Below are 19,710 nucleotides of genomic sequence, written 5' to 3' on the forward strand. Positions count from 1 at the left end.
TTATTTTTAAAACTACAAATACTCTGTTTATTTTGTAGTCATCATCCGTTTGCAGTATAAAATATAAATTCTCGTTATTCACACGTCTCGCTAGTTATTGTGTCACTTTATTTTTTTCAAGTTATTCTCTTCGAATACTAAACAAATATAAGAATAGGAAAAACAAAAATAGGCGCGGTACCTTCACCAGTACATGGTGGGAGTACGACGCCAATATTTTAATTTGTTGGTTTTATTGTCTCAACCTCTTATTATTCAGGGAACCTTGGACCGCCTCCCATTGAAAACTACCTATCCCAATGACGATGCTGTGCAACAGCTTCCACAAACCGATTTGCAAAATTAGGGATATTTTCATCTGTAATAACACCTGGTTTATTGATGAAATTATTGACATTTAACCATTGTACGCCTTGACCAGTAGCCCCAATTGTCTTTTTGTGACGAAAAGCCTCATCAAGGAAATTTGCGATTTTTTGGTTAAAAGCCATATCATCACTACTTCCCCGCACCATATAGACCGCATCGTATAACACTGAATCGGCAGTATATACATTTTGTGTCGCTTCTAACTGAACGTTCTTCGTACCTTGAACTTTTCCTTGGTCCTCACTTATGATTTCCGGAACAAGCCCTTTCGATTTCCAATAGTCAAGTACTGACTTTACTAAAGGACCATTAAACCCATCCGATACAATTATCGCTACTTTACGAGTTTTCGCAGACATAGGCATATTTAATTGACTCAATGCCGGGGAAGATTTTGTTACAGTCGATCCTCCACTCGTTGGTGGAGAAACCCCAATATTTCTTGCTATTGTTTCAGCCAGTTCAAGGTCAACATTTGCAAATAAATCTACATTTTGTTGTCGTACCGATTTATTTTTTACTTTTCCTAGTTCAAAACTAAATGCATCGATTATATGTTTCCTCTCGGGTCCACTCATGCTATTCCAAAACATAGTTGCTTGAGAAAAGAAATCCGTGAAACTTTTACTTCTTGCTCTTATTGTCCGACCCTCAACTTTTTCTTCATAATGCTTATAACCACCCTCTTCAGGCGGTACGGGAGCCGGTGTATTCCCTGCTAAGGAGTTGCGATGATAGTTCACACGACCAACATTGATCGTCATTCTATGATAACCTTCACGCTGGTTATTATAGAAGGGACAAATCGGACGGTTGATCGGTATCTCATGAAAGTTCGGTCCACCTAAACGTATTAATTGTGTGTCAATATAGGAGAATAATCTCGCCTGGAGCAATGGATCATTCGTAAAGTCAATACCTGGTACCACATTCCCCGGATGAAACGCCACTTGCTCAGTCTCAGCAAAGAAGTTATCAACGTTCTTAGTTAATGTCATCTTTCCCATGATTATCACCGGAACTTCTTCCTCGGGTATTAGCTTAGTTGCGTCTAATAAATCAAAATCAAACGTAAATTCATCTTTTTCATTTACAATTTGTACACCTAACTCAAACTCTGGATAATCCCCTCGTTCAATCGCATTCCATAAATCATTGCGATGGAAATCAGGGTCAACTCCCATTAGCTTCTGGGCCTCCTCCCAAGTTAAAGAGTGGGCGCCGAGTTTTGGTTTCCAATGAAATTTAACAAAGAATGCTTCCCCCGTAGCGTTAACAAAACGAAATGTATTTACACCAAATCCTTCCATCATTCGAAAACTTCTTGGAATCGCTCGATCGGACATAATCCACATCACCATATGCGCATTTTCCGGATTATTGGCAACAAAGTCCCAAAAGTTATCATGAGCTGTAGATGCTTGAGGAATGTCATTATGAGGTTCTGGTTTGAATGCGTGAACAACATCTGGAAATTTTATTCCATCTTGAATAAAGAAAACAGGGATGTTATTGGCTACGAGGTCATAGTTTCCTTGCTCCGTGTAAAACTTTGTTGCAAATCCGCGAGCATCTCTTGCCGTATCTCCTGAACCCCTTGCCCCATTAACAGTGGAGAACCGTACAAATACTGGTGTTTTTATAGATGTATCAGTAAATATTTTCGCTTTTGTATAACGCGACATATCTTGGTACAACTCAAATTCACCGTGAGCTGCAAAGCCCCTAGCATGGACAACCCGTTCTGGTATTCGTTCATTATCAAAATGTGTTAATTTCTCCCGGAAATGAAAGTCCTCCATTAAGGTTGGACCGCGGACACCGGCAGTCAAGGAAAGTTCATCCTCGGAAACCTTTAACCCTTGATTTGTTGTCATATATTTTCCCTTATCATTCACACGAAAACTCTCAAGTTGCTCATCTTTTTCGTTATCTTTCTGTTTATCTGTCATTTCATATACCTCCCCATTCATTGATATGAATTGTAAACGAAATTTATCCATCTGATAGGTATGTAAAAAAATAATGAACCACACATCTATTTTTCACAGATGTGTGGTTCATTATTTATGGTGTTGCCTTAATGATGTCTGAATTAGAATCCTAACAACTTAATTTAGATATCTCCTTAAATAACGACTTCCCCTGTTCAGACAAGGAGACATCCACGAAATCCTCTGCTGGCATAATAAGATTCCGCTCCATTATGATATATGAAGACATGTCCGAATCGCCGGTCGCAAAAAAGGGCTCCGCCGAGTTTCCTAATGTCAGAGGGGGTTTGGACCCAACTAGATGTCTTCAAATCGAAATCCCCAAGTTCCTGTAGTGCACGGAACTGATTTTCCGTTAACAGTTCAATGCCCATGGTAGTTGCCATCTCCATAGCGCTATTCTCTGGTTTATGTTTCTTCCTCGACTCCAGCGCTTCATGATCGTAACACACACTTCTGCGCCCTTTAGGACTTTCTGCTGAGCAATCATAAAAAGCATAACTATCTGCCTTTTCATCATACTCTACGACATCCGGTTCACCCCCAGTCAATTCCATTTCATTGAGTGACCAAAGTTTTTCGGGATTTGCTTCGAGCTTCGCTTGTATCACCGTCCATGCCAGTCCTTCATGACGGTTCATGTTTTTTTCGAAACGTGCTTTCAAAATTGATAGTAGTTCTTCTTGTTGTTCGGGTGATAACTCTTTTTTATTACTCATTGTCATAATCGTAATTCCTCCCAACTGTTAATGATTATGCTTGAAAAATGCAAGTCTTATCCTACAATGAATTAGGGATTCGCCAAAGTGTTATAAAGCAATCGCCCCCTCTTTAAATAGGAGGCAATGGAAAAACCACCTGCTAGTTGTTCCCGGATTATCAAAAAGCAAATTTGCTTTTCACCCTGCTCACCAATCTACGTTATAATTTGGTACTGTAATTGTACTATATCAATCACAAGAAACACACTATATGCATGGAACTATCCAAATGAAATTATAGTTACGGGATTATGTGTCTTGTATAGAGACTCAAAAAAGCAGAAATCTAATCATTTACGATTAGTCTCCTGCCATCTTGAGTTTCATTTTAGTACCATACAGTACAATGAATATGCAAATTCAAGTTTTTATAACGATTCCACTCCAACAAAACCCGCAACACAAGGACTGTCGTCTTATTCTACATACGTAAGTTGCCTTTCCTCGCGGTACACTTGGTCAATAGTTCCTCCACCAAGGCATTCTTGTCCTTGATAGAAGACAACCGCTTGTCCAGGAATTATGGCACGAATCGGTTCGTGAAAAATAACTTTAACTTTGGAATCATCCAAACGTTCTACGGTTACTTTATTATCCGATTGGCGATAGCGGAATTTAGCCGTACATTCAAATGTTTCAGGTATCGCTTCCTTTGAAATCCAACTTACATTTTCAGTAATAATGCTGTCTGAGTATAACATTTCATGGTGGAAACCTTGTCCGACATATAGCACATTTCTTTCAATATCTTTTCCAATTACAAACCATGGATCGCCGTTCCCGCCAATCCCTAACCCATGCCTCTGTCCGATCGTATAGTACACGATTCCATCATGCTGCCCAACAACTTTCCCCTCGATTGTTTCTATATTCCCCTTTTGAGCCGGCAAATACCCACTTAAGAACTCTTTGAAATTTCGTTCGCCAATAAAGCATTTTCCACGATTTTGCTTCATTGCTTTTTTGCAAAAGATCCTTTGCAAAGTCAACAAGCTGAAAAAATTGTTGACAAAAAATTCATTAACAGATAAGATACATTTCGTCAGTTAAGTTCAGTTTACTTAACCGAAGTATAAGGAGGATATTATGCATTTAAATCATCAAAAAATGTTTAAAGAACTGACTGTTGTTTTTAGTGAATACTACTTAAATTATCTTTTGTATAATAAAAACGCACAAAAGTTCAATGCTTATAATTTAACAGCACAGCAAGATACGATTTTATTTTTTTTGAAGGACAAACCACATATCACAGCAAATGAAATCGCCAAGAAATTCTTGATTTCTAAAAGTGCAGTGAGCCAAGTATTATCGAAGCTCGAAGCGCTAAATTTTATCAAACGTGAGTCCAATCCAAATAATCATCGCGAGTTTTTCGTTGAATTAGCAGAAAAAGGTCTCGCTTATCAGGCGTTAAGTGAAGAAGCAGATAAAGAATTTATGACGAAGCACTTCGCTGACATCGATTTAGAACAATTGCAAAATGTATTACAAACAATGAAGAAAGTAAATGCATCCATTTCATCCTCCGACGAATAGGACCGTGAATTGTTTGACAATTAATTAGAAGGAATCAATTATGAATCGAAAAGAGAAAGTGTCTATTGCACTTGCATTATTTAGTTTATTTATTGCTTATCTGGGGATCGGACTTGCCTCACCAGTTATGCCATCAATTGCGAAGGATCTGAATTTGAGTGGCGCTATTGTCGGTTATTTGTTCGCTGCTATGGCTTTTTCACAGTTTCTGGCTTCCCCTTTTACAGGTGTATGGGTCGATTCAATCGGCCGTAAAAAAATGATGGTCATCGGTCTTTTGATATTTTCATTTTCAGAGGCACTGTTTGGCTTTTCAAATGAAACGTGGCTATTATTTGTGAGCCGTCTACTTGGCGGTATAGGTGCCGCCTTCATTATGCCGGCTGTAGTTACGTATATTGCCGATAAAACGACGCTAGCAAATCGTGCAAAAGCGTTAGGCTACCAATCGGCTGCGATTAGTTTAGGATTTATAATCGGACCAGGAATTGGCGGATTTATTGCAGAGTTTGGGATACGTGCACCGTTCTTCTTTGCTACTGCCATATCATTGATTACTGCCATTGTTATTTTCCTAATATTAGACGATTCGATTTCAACAAAGCAGCTACAAAAAAATCGATCATCCGCTGTACGACCAGCGTTTATTCAGGAGTTTAAAAAATCTGTTCAGCCACAGTACTTCACACCCCTACTCGTTGTGTTCGTATTAGCGTTTGGACTGGCCGTTTATGAAATGATGTTTGCCTTATTCGTCGATGAAAAACTTGGCTTTACGATCCGTGATATTTCGGTCATTATTACAGTCGGCTCAATTGCTGGGGTTGTCGCTCAAATTTTATTCTTTGATAAGATGGTCAATGTAATTGGCGAACGAATGCTGATAAATCTAACCTTACTATCTTCCGCTATTTTTATCTTCATTTCGGTTTTAATAGACGGTTACTGGACGATGATTGTCATTACGAGTATTGTGTTTTTCTCTGGTGATATTTTACGCCCTGCTGTGACAACCTTTTTATCAAAAATCGCTGGGAAAAACCAGGGGTATATAGCGGATATGAACTCTGCTTACACTAGCCTGGGTATCATAATAGGACCGATTATTGGCGGTATTTTATTTGACGTCAACATCAATATGCCGTATGTATTTGCAGCAGTTGTGCTTGTCACCGCCTTTATTATTTCAAGTGCAAAATTAAAGACGCCTCACCTCAATTAAACCAACATAAAAATTCACTATCTCATTTGATAGTGAATTTTTATTTTATAATCAAATCACTGACCGTAATCATTTTTTCATGTAGCATTCAACGGATGTTGTTGTTTAATCTCTTTTATCGATAAATGTACAGCATAATTCCCATATTCGAGAATTTTATCAAGAAATAGATTCAATTGTTCTTGAGAGTTCACTTTGACTTTTATATGGTAACAGCCTTCTCCTGATACGCGGTGAACTTCCACTGCCTCCTTGCAATCATTCATTAATCGTATAAATGCATCATGGTTTGTTGTTTTCATATAAATAATGATAAACGCTGTATAAGTAAGCCCCAATTTCATTTCATCAACAATCATTGAGTAGGCTTTAATTATTCCGCTATCTTCCAGTTTTTTTATACGATTCCCTATCGCTTGTCCCGTCATATGAATCTGTACGCCTAAGTCTTTCCATTGAATACGCGAATTTTCCGATAATAACCGAAGGATCTGAAAATCAATGTTATCAAGTTCCATAATACATTCCTTTCACCGTGAATTTTTTTGTACTGAAAGTGTTTCACCAACCTATCGTTAAAAATCAATATACGAGTTATGATTATAGTGTACCAAAATACTTTCAACGAGGTGGAGAATAATGAGCACAGCGCTAATTATTGTAGATATTCAAAATGACTATTTTGCAAATGGAAATATGGAATTAGTCAATCCAGATAAAGCGGCTGCCAATGCAGCTAAAGTACTTGAATGGTTTAGAAAGAACAACAAAGAGAATATTTTTCATGTTCAGCATATCGCAGGTGATCCATCATTAGGATTCTTCCTTCCGGATACAGAGGGTGCCGAAATACTTGAAACTGTTCAACCTTTGGAGAATGAAAACATTATCGTCAAACACTTCCCCAACAGTTATTTGAAAACTGACTTGGAAAGCAAACTACGAGAAAATGGCGTAACCAAAGTAGTAGTTGTCGGCATGATGACTCATATGTGTATTGATGCGACAGTCAGAGCGTCCGTGGATCTAGGATTTGAGACGACACTTATTGAAGATGCATGCGCGACACGTGAGTTATCTTATCAAAATCAGGTCGTTCCAGCTAAACAAGTACATTATGCATTTGTCGGCGCACTTAACGGTATGTATGCCACTGTAACTTCGACCGAGGATTTCTTGCAACAAAACTAACACAATCTTAAAGTACAAATAAATACAAAAGGCATTTGGGAATGATCGTTTTCTCAAATGCCTTTTATTTTTCAGGAACAATCATTGGATCACTCAAAGTCTTTTTTAGTGTGGTTTATAGAGTAACAGTGTCCTTTTCTAAGTCAATCACTAAATCGTGAACAGGTGTACCAATTGGGAGAAGAGGATGTATCTTAATCACATTCACACTTTTACGGGCGCTATCTTCTATATTTTCAAAACCTGATAGCAATTTTTCGATATTAATTCTTGTGAATTTCAATGCATCAAATATTTGTTTAGAGATGCTCTTATTTTGTTATTACTATCAACACGTTGTACTTCGTTCCAGTATATCAAACCGCAAATGCTGTTATTTTTATTTTGTCATAGTTTTCATGACACTCATCAACACTTTAATGGCCGCTTCACCATCTTGCACTTTAATCGAGTTTATCGCACAATGATATTTTTACTCTCCGTTTTTTCTTAAGCTAGTGGCCCCCCTGCCTAGACAAGATTTAATGGTTGTGATGGCGTGAATTCGATGACAAGCTTTCTGTAATTGTATCATCCGCAACAGCAGTATCGGCCAGATATGTAAATCATGAAACATCAGTTACTTTCTGTTTTTATAATTGTAACGATCACACCATTTACGTTTTGCGGAGTAGCATCATAAGTACATGTAGATATGCCCTTCTAATATTCAAATTCTCTTCTACACCTCGCTACGCAACATAAACCATACCTACTATGAAAAACTTTGTCTAGCCATCATACTGCAAAAAAGATCGGACACACGTTCATGTCCAATCTTTCATGCATTTGAATTAGTTTTCTACAGTGTTAAAAAATACTAAGCGTTGTATCTTTAATATCGCCAATAAACATGCAGCCTGGGGCATGTGTAATCATGATAGAAGGTTTGCTTTGCATCGCAACTGCCTGTGGCGTAACACCACATGGCCAGAACACCGGAATTTCTCCATCCTTTATCGTGACTGAATCCCCAAAGTCTGGTTTGTCAATATCTTGAATGCCGATTTGGCTCGGGTCTCCGATATGAATAGGCGCCCCGTGGACAGCAGGTAAAGGAGTGGTGATTTGTACAGCTCGTATGGCATTTTCATAAGTCATAGGCCGCATACTCACTACCATTGGCCCTTCAAAGACGCCCGCTTTCTCACATGCAATCGACGTTTTGTACATAGGCACATTGCATTTTTCTTCGATATGACGTATCGGTATATCGGCTGCCAAGAGTGGCGTTTCAAATGTGAAACTGCAACCTATCAGAAAGCAGACCATGTCCTCATCCCAATAGTCAGAAGCGTCCAGCACTTCCTCCGTAAATACACCATCTTTATAAATCCGATATTTGGGTACATCAGTTAAAATGTTTGCATTCGTCGCTATTTTGTTGGGCTTGAACGAACCGACCTCCGTCACATCCAATAAAGGACATGACTTCGGGTTCCGCTGGCAAAATAATAAAAAATCGTACGCATGCTCTTTTTTTAGAATCACCAAATTCGCTTGTGCAAATCCTTTTGACATTCCTGCAGTAGGACCTGTAATCGTCTGTTCGCGGATCAGTTCCCTAACTTTTGCAGGAGACATCTCTTCATAGTTCGTCATTATGTATTCTCCTCTTCTATGCATACTTGCCATTCTTTAAAACAGTAATGGAATCTGCTCAATTAATGTCATAATACTTAACACAGCCATTGCCACCACGACGATTCCTCCTGTAATGGTTAACCAAAGCGGATGTTTATAATTCCCGATAATCTCTTTCTTATAAGCGGCTACTAAAATAGTACCGAGTCCAAGAGGCAAGATTAATGCATTTAAGGCACCAACAAGGATCAGAACATTTACAGGTTTACCGACGATGGCAAATGTCAGTGTTGAAATCAAAATAAATAAGATGATGACCCAGTTATGATACTTTTCGATAGCAGGATGAAAGGTTCGTATGAAAGAAACGGATGTGTATGCAGCTCCAACAACTGATGTAATGGCTGCTGCCCACATAATCACACCAAACATTCGGTATCCTACCTCTCCTGCTGCCAGCTTGAAAACCGAAGCAGGTGGATTGGCAGGATCGATCGCCAGTCCCATCGATACAACGCCCAAAACTGCCAAGAACAAAGCTACACGCATAACACCTGTTACCGCAATTCCCATAACAGAGCTTTTCGTAACGTCCGGTAATGAGTCAATCCCTTTCACACCAGCGTCTAATAAACGGTGACCTCCGGCAAATGTAATGTATCCGCCTACAGATCCCCCAACAATTGTGATAATCGCAAAGATGCTAAGCTGCTCAGGTTTAAAAGTATTCACAATCGCTTCTCCTACCGGTGGTGAAGTAGTAAATGCAACGTAAAGCATTAAGAGGATCATGACACCGCCTGCAGCTTGTGCAACTTTATCCATTGCCTTACCGGCTTCTTTAAAAAGAAAGATAAAGATTGCAAAAGCAGCGCTCAAAACTGCTCCATAAACGGGATCCATACCGAGCATGGCGTTAAGTCCAAGCCCAGCGCCAGCAACGTTCCCAATATTAAAGGCAAGTCCTCCAATGACAATTAAAACAGCCAGCACGACTCCGAGACCGGGAAGCACTTTATTCGCTATTTCTTGTCCTCTTAAACCAGATACTGCAATAATTCTCCAAATATTTATTTGTACAAAGACATCTAGCAGCAAGGAAATTAAAATCACAAACCCGAAACTTGCCGCTAATTGTTGCGTAAATACCGTCGTCTGCGTTAGGAATCCAGGACCGATCGAAGAAGTAGCCATTAAAAAGGCCGCTCCGAATAAAACACTTTTACTTACTTTCTCACTCTTCGGTGTATGCACCAAATTCTTGTCTTTCATACGAACCCTCCACTTCTTACGACATTGCCGCAACTTTTATCTTGTTTTGCAGTAGCTGTTCTTTTAAGTATTTTGCAAAATCCAACGCATGCTCTCCATCGCCATGGATGCAAATGGAATGCGCCTTGACAGGGACTTCTATTCCTTGCTGCGTTAACACTTTTCCTTCTGTCACCATTTTGATCACTTGTGCAGCAGATTGTTCTTTATCAACAATCATCGCGTCAGCCTGGGAGCGGGAAGTTAAGGAACCATCCGCCTGATAGGTCCGATCTGCAAATACTTCATGTACTGTTTGTAAACCGATTCGCTCACCAGCTTTTGTTAATTCACTTCCCGCCAGACCAAATAAGATAAGATCGGCAGAAATGTCATATACAGCTTGCGCAATAGCTTCTGCAAGTTTTTCATCTTGTGCAGCCATATTGTACAGCGCGCCATGTGGTTTCACATGTTGCATAGACGTTTGGCAAGCAGTTAAGAACCCTTGCAGTGCGCCTATTTGGTAAATGACCATATCATATGCTTCCTGTGGAGTGATTTTCATTTCGCGGCGGCCAAAACCATTCAAATCTGGTAGACCTGGATGGGCACCAATTTTCACATTATGATCTACAGCAAGTCTGACCGTCTCTCTCATCACACGCGGATCACCTGCATGAAACCCACATGCTATATTTGCAGATGTGACATATTTTAATATTTCTTTCTGTTCACCTAACATATAGCGTCCAAAACTTTCACCCAGATCACAGTTCAAATCAACTTGATACATCATAATCCCTCCAAAAATAAAATGAAATGCATTATCGTAAACGCTTACAAATCGTTTAGTTCCGATAATCGAAACTCTAGTTTTGAATTACAAATCCACTTTATCATAAAGTTTTGAAATTGAATAGATTTTATTTTAAAAAAGTTTGTGATAAGGTATCGAAACCTTTTTTATTGTTTAGACGACTTGAAATTTGTTTTCTGTCTATTATAATAACTATATGATCCAATATTTAAAACCAGCGTACCGAATTTCGGAACTTTAGGAGTTGTGATAATGAAGAAAGAAACGAATAACGCACTTATTAAACCATTGGGAGATTCGGCCCTGATTGTCCAGTTAGGTGAAGGGATCGACCCTTCCATTCACAAATTAGTAGGCGAGTTGACTAGATTGCTGGAGATCCATCCATTTAACGGCTATATCGAGTCCGTTCCTGCGTACACCAGTTTAACTGTTTACTATAATCCTTACATTGTGCATCAGTCGATTACTGATGGATTGCCAAAAAGTCCATTTCGATATGTTAGCGTTTACATGGAAAACTTAGTTCAGAAAATCGGTAAACAACCAGGTTCCGAAGAAAAACACGTCACGATTCCTGTTGTTTACGGCGGTGAGTATGGACCAGACTTAGAATATGTTGCGAGCCATCATGGGCTGAGTCCCGATGAAGTAATCGAAATTCACTCAAAAAATGAATATTTAGTATATATGATTGGATTTGCTCCTGGTTTTCCTTTCTTGGGCGGCATGGATGAGCGAATTGCCACTCCGCGCAAGGAAACACCCAGAACTTCTATTCCTGCGGGTTCTGTAGGAATCGCAGGGTTGCAAACAGGAGTTTATCCTTTAGAAACGCCTGGGGGTTGGCAAATTATCGGCCGGACTCCTGTCGATCTTTTCCTTCCCGATCAGCAACCTCCGACATATCTGCAGGCAGGATATAAAATACGCTTCAAGTCTATTTCCGTTAGGGAGTACACTAGAATAAAGGAGTTGAAATCATGAGTTTCCAAGTAGTTCACCCCGGTCTTTTGACGACTATACAAGACTTGGGAAGATACGGTTCACAAAAATACGGTGTCATCGTGGGCGGCGCAATGGACAGCTATTCGCTTCGCATCGCAAACTTACTCGTAGGAAATGATGAAGGTGAAGGCACTCTGGAAATGACATTGGTAGGCTGCACGCTTCTCTTCGAAAGGGATCTTCTAATAGCAATTACTGGCGGTGATTTAATGCCGGCTGTAGATGACAAAGAAGTACCAATGTGGCGTCCTGTATTAGTCCGAAAAGGCTCCTTACTCTCCTTTAAATCGGCAAGAAAAGGATGCCGTGCATATATTGCGTTTGCTGGTGGTTTAGTTGTCCCCAAAGTTATGGGAAGTAAAAGTACATATGTCCGAGCTGGGATTGGTGGCTTCTTAGGAAGGGCATTGAAAAAAGGGGACAGCCTATCCTGCGGTGAACTAAATGCAACAAGCCGATCATTTTTGCAACAATTATCTAAGTTGCAACGCCACTTTGCATGGAGCGTTAACCACGAACGAATCATTCGTCTTGGTCAAGCGCAAACCATTCGTATCACGGAAGGCGCAGAATATGATCAATTTGATGAACTGAGTAAACAAAGGCTAATCGAGGAACTATTTGTATTGACAAATTCATCCGATCGAATGGGATATCGCTTGGAAGGTCCGCCCCTTGCATTAAATGAAAAAACCGAGCTTTTGTCTGAAGGTGTCACTTATGGAACGATACAAATCCCTCCTAACGGACAGCCTATTATTTTAATGGCAGATCGGCAAACGACTGGTGGTTATCCGAAGATCGCACAAATTATTTCGGCCGATTTACCGAGTTTAGCGCAACTGCGGCCACCAGGGACCATCCAATTTGAAGTGGTTTCAATTGAGGAAGCAGAAAATGAACTATGGAAAAACGAACAAATTATCGCAAGCCTCAAAATAGGGATTCAGTTAAAGGTTTGACAGGGGCAAGTGCAGCTTTACTTTGGCTTGATTCACCGTTTCTCTCACCTTTCTTATGAGTAAAAGCTGCCATTGAAAGTTTTTCTAACATTCAAGGCAGCCCCTTCAAGGCACTATCCATCGTGGCCTAATTGCATTGATATTTTTTTTGCCGCTTCTAGCGTTTTTTCTGCAAAATATTGAATCTTTTCTCCTTGATAATTTGCTTCGATCCCTGCAACACTGATTCCCGCAATGACATCTCCTTGATGGTCAAAGATAGGAGCTGCGATCGCGGATGTATGGTTTTCCAATTCAGAATGACTGACAGTATACCCATCTATTCTTGCTTGATTAATCGTTTCTCGAAGTTGTGTTTCATCTGTAATAGAGCCCCTGCCAAAAGATGTCAGCTCAATCGAATCAAGATAGTCATCAATTTCCGTATCCGGTAAGAATGAAAGAATGGCACGAGAACAGGCTCCGGCGTATAAAGGACTTCTTCTTCCTATCGCTGTGTAAAGCCGAACTTTCTGGTGTGTATCAATTTTTTCTATGTAAATGGCTTCATCATTTTGTTTTATGATAAGATTCACTGCTTCATTCACTTCTTGATGAAGAGCCTGCATGATCGGATACGCGATGGCACGAATATTCATCCTTGAAGAGACCAAATGACCAAACTTCAGAAATATAAGTCCCAATCGATATTTTGAATCCTCCCCCTTCACGAGAAAACCCATTTCCTCAAGTGACCGAAGCATGCGGTAAACAGATGTTTTTGGGATACCCGAGTAATCTATGATTTCTTGAAATGTCAGTTCTGCATGGTTAATGAATAGATTTAAGACATCCATTGATCGAACCACTGTTTTGTTTTTATTATCCAATACAATTCCTCCGATGTGCTTACATAGTTTATTAGGTATTAGTTAATATCTTAATCTATAAGTATCTATTCTTTACTTTAATTTGTATTTTGCAAATGAGCAACAATGAAATTTGTCCGATAAGAAGGCTGAAGAGGTTTCACCTTGTTGGTGCACATGAAAAAACCCTTTTCTTCTAGATAGAAAGAAAGGGCTGGAAATTCTGTTTTATGATTTTTAAAAAATGTTAATTTTATTCCAACATACAAGAAATTGTGTCTTGCATGTTATGTTTATAGAGCTCCATGAGAAGTTATAGGATGGAGTTGCCCATTAATAGCAAATGAAACTCTTCCCGTTTCTTCAGATACTACAAGTACAAGCGCGTCGCTTCGTTCGGATAATCCTAAAGCAGCACGATGTCGGGTACCCAGCTTTTTGTCACCTGTATATCTGTCTGATAACGGCAGAACATTTGTCGCTGAAACGATGTGATTAAAGTTCACCATCACAGCTCCATCATGAAGTGGATTACCGGGGAAAAAAATTGATTCCAATAAAGTATGAGTTAATTCTGCGCCTATCGGTATTCCTGATGTCACCAAAGATTCAAGAGGATCTTCACGCTGAATTACAATTAATCCGCCATATCTTCGCTTAGACATATTTTGAATGCACTGTGATATCTCCGGATACTTTTCTGTAAACGGAGACAAATAACAGTTCAAATAAAAAGTAGCCGCTCTCATTTCAATGCTTAAAAAAGCCTCTTTAATTTCCTCGAAATCTCCAAGTACACAGAAATTTTCATCGTTCATTACTTCGACATTCTTTTGTAGTGCCGTAATAACTTGGCGAATATCTTCGGTTAATGTTCTCTTCATCGGTGTAAAATTACAATTCAAATTATCCATGGAGACACACCTCCCCTTTATTCCCAATAGCGTACGTAAAGTTTGTCCAGATAAAAAATTTTTATTCATTGAATCAGGTAAAGTCTTTACGAATAAAGGAATGGTTATTGTCGCCTACTTAAAAGCATTCTTTTTCTAGATCAAGCATGCCTTGCATCGTGTCGATCTAAATGGAAACAGTATTGGGGGTATCTATAATGTTAAATAGATAAAAGAATATAGTTTGTTTAATAATTCATACGAGTTTCAGCAAACATGAGTATGTAAGCTTTCTCACAGGCCCTCTTCGCGAGAAAGCACCACTTTGATACGTTGATCGTACCAAAGTGGTGTTGCGTTCGATTATGCGTTGTTTGATTGAGGGTTTACCTTTTCCCCTCATCATTGGCAGGGTACTATTTTTATTCCTCCATTACTACAGTCGCTTCGATCTCGATTAGGAACTCCGGAAGCGCCAGTCCCATCACACCAACTATTGTTTGGGAGGGTGGAGGGGTATCTCCAAAGTACCTTGCGGTTACGCTTCCTATTATTTCATATTCGTGCGGCTGGGTTGTAAAGATTGTAGTCTTCGCAATATGATCCCAAGTTGCTCCTATTTCAATTAAAGCTTGTTCAATATTTTGATAGACCATATCTGTTTGTTTAGCCAGATCGCCCACTTCTACTACTTGCAAATTTTTATCCCATGCTACTTGTCCAGCAATGAAAACAATCTTTTTCCCTTTAGGGATCGTGATGTGGGTATATCCGATCGGGTCGTGAATTGAACTTGGATTAATAATTTCGCGTTGCAAACTTTGCATTGGGCTCCCCCTCTGTCATTGGCGGATACTGGTACATGATATCATTATGAATGCTTAAACATTCAAAATTTCTTACACAAAGATCCTTCAAATACAAACGACTTATTTAAAAAAATCAGCCGGCGGTAAGTTGAAATTCGCCGCTATTGTCTTTGTTTGCGTATATTCACTTAAGGCTTCCTTGCCATATTCTCTTCCTACGCCACTGTCTTTGTAACCTCCAAAAGGGGCTCCTGTTTGGAAGTTAAAATATTGATTAATCCAGACACTTCCAGCCTGCATTTTTTGTGCAGTATCCAATGCGGCCTTAAAATCATTCGTCATAATACCCGCCGCCAAACCGTACTCCACATCATTTGCTTCTTTAATGACCGTATCCACATCATTCCAACGCATAACTGTAATCACGGGTCCGAAAATCTCTTCTTGTGCAATTCTCATCTCATTCGTTGCTTCAAAAATCGTCGGTTCTATGAAGTAACCGTGTTCATTATTAGGAACAGTTACGCGGTTGCCTCCTGCTAAAAGTTTTGCTCCTTCTTCTTTAGCGATATCAATATAGCCTAATACACGTTTTCCCTGCTTTTCATTAATAAGCGCACTGACTCGAGTAGATGGATCAGTTGGATCGCCCACTTTAACTTCTTTTGCTCTTGCAACTAACTTCTCAACAAATTCATCATAGATATCGTCATGGACGAATAAACGAGAACCAAGAATACAACTTTGTCCATTAAATAAGCAGTAACCTAGAGTAGTGTTTTCTACAGCATCATCAATATTGACGTCTGGGAAGACGATATGCGGAGACTTTCCACCCAATTCAAGAGTTACCGGCAGCAGTCTTTCACCAGCTATCTTACCAACTAACCGGCCTACGCCTACACTGCCCGTAAAAGAAAGTTTATGAACATCCTTATGGTTAATAAGCGCATCTCCGGCCTCAATACCGTAACCTGTAACAAAGTTCACGACGCCTTTCGGTAGAATATCTTTAAGGATTTTAGCAAATTCCAAAGTAGATAAACTCGCATCTTCAGCGGGCTTCATGACAATTGTGTTACCTGCTGCAAGAGCAGGTGCCAGTTTGAAAGAAACCATTATCATCGGAACATTCCATGGAATAATTTGTGCACAAACACCTAAAGGATCTTTCTGTACAATCAACTGACCATTAGGAAGTGGTCTTGAAGTACCTTCATAAGTTAAAATCGCAGAAGCGAAGTATCGGAATTGTTTTACTGCAATATCATAATCTAGCCCAAATTCATTTATAGGACGGCCTGTATCTAAGCATTCAATCATAGACAATCGTGCTGTGTTTTCTTCTAGTGCGTCCGCAACTTTGTGAAGATATGCTGCACGTTCTTCCACTGATAGAGTTGACCATGTTTTAAATGCTTCATTTGCAGCCTTTACTGCAAGGTCCACATCTTCTTTATTCCCTCTAGCTATTTTGGACAGTACGGCACCGGTTGCTGGATTAATTGCATCAATATAACCATTTGCCGACTCAACAAATTCACCATTAATAAAAGAACCGTATTGGCTATCTAATGTGATTTCGTTTGTGTTTGCTTTAATTGTTTGCATATAAATCTCCTCCATTAATATAAAATCAACAATTTATTCTGGGGTTTATCTATTTTTTATCGGGTTTAAATTTAGCACTGTATTAAACTAAAGCAATGGCTCTAATTGGGCTTCCACTCCCATTTTCTATTTTTAACGGGGCCGCAATTAGGACCGCTCCTTTAGGCGGAAGCTTATCAACGTTCGTCAACTGTGCTAAACCATATTTATTTGCTTGGTGCATAATATGATGGCTTGGAAATGGAGGATCGAAAGTATGGGCAATCCCCGCATCAGTGCCTACTGTCTCTACACCTACTCCTAAAATATCGCGTTCGACAAGAAAACGGGATGCTTCCGGTGTAAATCCAGGCGTATGTGACAAACCATCTCTATCTGTATTGAAATATTTTTCACTGTTTAGATACTCCGCCCAACCCGTATATAGCAATACCCAGGAATGCTTAGGTATTTGTCCGAATTCTGCTTCGTATTCTTCTATATCTTCAACTGTTAAACAATAATCCGGGTTCTCTATACACTTTTCTTTAATATTAATGACTCGTGCTTCTCCAATCAGATTTTTTACTGGGATCTTATCTACACTTGCATTTTCTCTGCCTGTTACCCAATGATTCGGTGCATCGAAATGTGTACCACAGTGCTCACCTGCGACAAAATCATTCCAATAGCATACAGGCCCTGTTTCATCGTATTTAGAAAGCTGTTTAAACTGAAAACCGCCCGTGTTCTTAAATGGTTCTGGAAGTTGAATTACTGGTGTATCTTCGTTCAATACTTGCGTCATATCTACGACTTCAATTGAATCATTTACAATACTTCCTAGTAATTGGCTTAATACGTGTGATTGATCATGCGATGTTTTGTGTAATACTTGCGACTGAACATCCATCCTATTACCCCCGTATCTTCCATTTAATATTTATTGCTTACTACATTTTATATCTTATTGACTTTAAAGATTGTTAACCTATTAACATTTTTTTAGTTTTCAGTCCGTTGGAAATTAAATAGTTAAACTGTCGGAATCTTTACATCTACTACAGCGGCACGACCTTCTTTTACCACTTTAAACGCCTCATCTAATGCAATTTTTAACTCTTCGGGTTTTGTCACTGTTAGCGCAAATGCGTTACCTGCAGCCTCCGCTATTTTAGCCAAGTCAGCGGGAGGATCAAAGTTTACTCCGAATTCATCCATAGCATTTGCAATGCCGTCGGGATGCACTCCTAATGTCGAAAGTTTCGGTGATTTCCATCCAGTATTGTTATAAATTACTGTTAGGAATGGAGTATTGTACTTTCGAGCCATCCAATGGACGACGGATGGAATGCTAAACAGGTAAGAACCGTCACCTATTAGGCTGACAACTGTTTTATCCGGATTAGCCAGCTTCATCCCAATCGCTGCGCCCCCGTTCCACCCTAACGAGCCTGCACCACTTCCATGGAGTGTACCGGGTTTTCTAGGGCCAATATGAGTACAAATCGTTTTATAATTTGAAATGCCCTCGTTCAACACAATCGTGTCTTCATCAATAATTTCACGAACACATGCGCTGAGGTATTCCGGTGTAATCACATTTTCTGTGGGTTCTTCTAAACGAAGATTCTCTGCTTTATTTTCCTCATGAATTGCAGTAATTTTCTCTCTGCGGCTCTGGATTGTTTCTTCACATATTTGCACACTGTTAAGCTGCTCATTTAATTGTTGAAGCGCTACTTTTGTGTCTGCTTTAAAAAAACGTTTGGAAGGGATATACCATAACGGCATTTCCTCCTTCAATGGATCCATGTCAATATAATAAATTATCGCTTCTTCTGATGGTTTATTTTTCATAGGAATCCACGGCACATCGCTATCTAATACAAGGACAAAATCAGCTTCCGCCAGCAGTTCATTTTGCTCTGCAGTATTCCATTGATGACCGCAATGCATCGGATGATCCGCTGGGAAATTCATCGCATTGGATACCGATTCGATTACAGGTATCGCCAAACGGTTACTCAATTGCACAAGATCTCCAACAGCTGCCGGATTTCTTCCTAAATAAGATGTAATGATAAGTGGTTTTTTGGACCTCGTTAAATCTTCGGCTATTTCCTCGATATCTTTTGGCGGGATTGCGCTAGGAGATATCGGTTCCCAAAGATCTGTATTAATCGTTATGGGTTCAGTTACTTCTTCCATTGCTTCACGCGGACCCATCAAATAAACAGGACCTCTTGGCTCGCTTTTAGCGAATTGCAAAGCACGGTGAACGAGTTGTTTAACATTTTTACCAGTGCGAATTTCGTTATCATACTTTGAATATCCTCGCATGATTCCGCGTTGATCAAATACGTCTTGAATCCAATGAATAAACTCATTTCTACTTCCTAACAATTCATTTTCTTGCGTATACGGAGAAGCACCTGCAAAGACAAGGACGGGGATTCTTCCTTTGAAGGCATTATGAATTGCCCCCCCAATGTTTTGCGTTCCACATTCCACGTGAACCAAGACGGCTTGCGGTTCACCTGTTAGCTGTGCATAGCCATGTGCAGCACTCATCGCAACCATTTCGTGGGGACAAGTAATCAACTTAGGCAGTTTTTTATTATCTTTTTTTGCTTGCGCTAAACTCTCAATTATTGCTGGATGGTCGCTTCCCAAGTTGGCAAAAATATATGAAACCCCAGCTTCTTGTAGTGATTCTAAAAACGCCGTACTCGTTGTATACTTGCTCGGCTGTCTCTCTTTCTGCTCGTCCAGGCTTTTTAAGATTGCTGCATCCTTTGTAGTCATCACATTAAACCCCTCTCTTTAC

General features: G+C 39.6%; 17 protein-coding genes and 1 pseudogene. 5 read left to right on the plus strand and 13 right to left on the minus strand.

Annotated features, from left to right (window positions below):
* Nucleotides 1-287: 287 nt before the first annotated feature.
* The 3 genes and pseudogenes from B5D59_RS03105 to B5D59_RS03115 all read right to left on the minus strand — a co-directional run.
* Nucleotides 288-2,321: a catalase gene (locus B5D59_RS03105; RefSeq protein ID WP_078816814.1), complete on the minus strand. Its 2,034-nt coding sequence runs from the start codon at nucleotides 2,319-2,321 to the stop codon at nucleotides 288-290.
* A gap of 197 nt (nucleotides 2,322-2,518) precedes the next feature.
* Nucleotides 2,519-3,088 (minus strand): DUF4256 domain-containing protein, encoded by a 570-nt coding sequence (locus B5D59_RS03110; RefSeq protein ID WP_078816815.1) that lies wholly within the window; start codon nucleotides 3,086-3,088, stop codon nucleotides 2,519-2,521.
* Nucleotides 3,089-3,540: 452 nt separating this feature from the next.
* Nucleotides 3,541-4,077: pseudogene (locus B5D59_RS03115) on the minus strand (tRNA methyl transferase PRC-barrel domain-containing protein); the annotation flags it as partial.
* A 133-nt stretch (nucleotides 4,078-4,210) separates the two neighbouring features.
* Here B5D59_RS03115 and B5D59_RS03120 point away from each other — a divergent pair.
* Together B5D59_RS03120 and B5D59_RS03125 are read left to right on the plus strand one after the other, a co-directional pair.
* A complete protein-coding gene (locus tag B5D59_RS03120) occupies nucleotides 4,211-4,663 on the plus strand; it encodes a MarR family winged helix-turn-helix transcriptional regulator (protein ID WP_078816817.1) in 453 nt (150 codons plus the stop codon).
* Nucleotides 4,664-4,703: 40 nt separating this feature from the next.
* Entirely contained in the window at nucleotides 4,704-5,885 is a 1,182-nt protein-coding gene (locus tag B5D59_RS03125) for an MFS transporter (RefSeq protein ID WP_078816818.1), read from the plus strand.
* Nucleotides 5,886-5,962: 77 nt separating this feature from the next.
* On the opposite strand, the gene B5D59_RS03130 is transcribed toward B5D59_RS03125, so the two are convergent.
* Entirely contained in the window at nucleotides 5,963-6,403 is a 441-nt protein-coding gene (locus tag B5D59_RS03130; protein ID WP_078816819.1) for an Lrp/AsnC family transcriptional regulator, read from the minus strand.
* Nucleotides 6,404-6,524: 121 nt separating this feature from the next.
* Here B5D59_RS03130 and B5D59_RS03135 point away from each other — a divergent pair, with 121 nt between their 5' ends.
* Nucleotides 6,525-7,076, plus strand: a complete 552-nt coding sequence (locus B5D59_RS03135) for a cysteine hydrolase family protein (RefSeq protein ID WP_078816820.1) — start codon at nucleotides 6,525-6,527, stop codon at nucleotides 7,074-7,076.
* An 849-nt stretch (nucleotides 7,077-7,925) separates the two neighbouring features.
* On the opposite strand, the gene B5D59_RS03140 is transcribed toward B5D59_RS03135, so the two are convergent.
* The 3 genes from B5D59_RS03140 to B5D59_RS03150 are packed head-to-tail and all read right to left on the minus strand — an operon-like array spanning nucleotide 7,926 to nucleotide 10,746.
* Nucleotides 7,926-8,717 (minus strand): putative hydro-lyase, encoded by a 792-nt coding sequence (locus tag B5D59_RS03140; protein ID WP_078816821.1) that lies wholly within the window; start codon nucleotides 8,715-8,717, stop codon nucleotides 7,926-7,928.
* Nucleotides 8,718-8,753: 36 nt separating this feature from the next.
* Nucleotides 8,754-9,971, minus strand: a complete 1,218-nt coding sequence (locus B5D59_RS03145) for an NRAMP family divalent metal transporter (protein ID WP_009497548.1) — start codon at nucleotides 9,969-9,971, stop codon at nucleotides 8,754-8,756.
* Between the two features lie 16 nt (nucleotides 9,972-9,987).
* Entirely contained in the window at nucleotides 9,988-10,746 is a 759-nt protein-coding gene (locus tag B5D59_RS03150) for a LamB/YcsF family protein (RefSeq protein ID WP_078816822.1), read from the minus strand.
* A gap of 276 nt (nucleotides 10,747-11,022) precedes the next feature.
* On the opposite strand from B5D59_RS03150, the gene pxpB reads away from it, so the two are divergent.
* Together pxpB and B5D59_RS03160 are read left to right on the plus strand one after the other, a co-directional pair.
* Nucleotides 11,023-11,757: a 5-oxoprolinase subunit PxpB gene (gene pxpB / locus B5D59_RS03155; RefSeq protein ID WP_078816823.1), complete on the plus strand. Its 735-nt coding sequence runs from the start codon at nucleotides 11,023-11,025 to the stop codon at nucleotides 11,755-11,757.
* Nucleotides 11,754-12,740, plus strand: coding sequence for a 5-oxoprolinase subunit C family protein (locus B5D59_RS03160; protein ID WP_078816824.1), 987 nt, complete (start codon nucleotides 11,754-11,756; stop codon nucleotides 12,738-12,740). Before pxpB ends, B5D59_RS03160 begins: the two co-directional genes overlap by 4 nt.
* Before the next feature lie 113 nt (nucleotides 12,741-12,853).
* Here B5D59_RS03160 and B5D59_RS03165 read toward each other — a convergent pair whose 3' ends face one another.
* The 6 genes from B5D59_RS03165 to B5D59_RS03190 form a co-directional block, all read right to left on the minus strand.
* Entirely contained in the window at nucleotides 12,854-13,609 is a 756-nt protein-coding gene (locus B5D59_RS03165; RefSeq protein ID WP_078816825.1) for an IclR family transcriptional regulator, read from the minus strand.
* 272 nt (nucleotides 13,610-13,881) lie between these two features.
* On the minus strand, nucleotides 13,882-14,502 hold the full coding sequence (gene cdaS, locus B5D59_RS03170; RefSeq protein WP_078816826.1) for a sporulation-specific diadenylate cyclase CdaS: 621 nt from the start codon (nucleotides 14,500-14,502) through the stop codon (nucleotides 13,882-13,884).
* A 401-nt stretch (nucleotides 14,503-14,903) separates the two neighbouring features.
* Nucleotides 14,904-15,308, minus strand: coding sequence for a RidA family protein (locus tag B5D59_RS03175; RefSeq protein WP_078816827.1), 405 nt, complete (start codon nucleotides 15,306-15,308; stop codon nucleotides 14,904-14,906).
* A gap of 102 nt (nucleotides 15,309-15,410) precedes the next feature.
* Nucleotides 15,411-16,901, minus strand: coding sequence for an aldehyde dehydrogenase family protein (locus B5D59_RS03180; protein WP_245799435.1), 1,491 nt, complete (start codon nucleotides 16,899-16,901; stop codon nucleotides 15,411-15,413).
* Between the two features lie 82 nt (nucleotides 16,902-16,983).
* Complete coding sequence (locus tag B5D59_RS03185; protein ID WP_009497558.1) at nucleotides 16,984-17,793, minus strand: cyclase family protein; 810 nt, start codon at nucleotides 17,791-17,793, stop codon at nucleotides 16,984-16,986.
* Nucleotides 17,794-17,915: 122 nt separating this feature from the next.
* Nucleotides 17,916-19,688 carry a thiamine pyrophosphate-requiring protein gene (locus tag B5D59_RS03190; RefSeq protein ID WP_078816829.1) on the minus strand — a complete coding sequence of 591 codons (1,773 nt, stop codon included), beginning with the start codon at nucleotides 19,686-19,688 and terminating at the stop codon, nucleotides 17,916-17,918.
* Nucleotides 19,689-19,710 lie beyond the last annotated feature (22 nt).

It is taken from the genome of Sporosarcina newyorkensis (genome assembly GCF_900167515.1).
Taxonomy (GTDB): Bacteria; Bacillota; Bacilli; order Bacillales_A; family Planococcaceae; genus Sporosarcina; species Sporosarcina newyorkensis.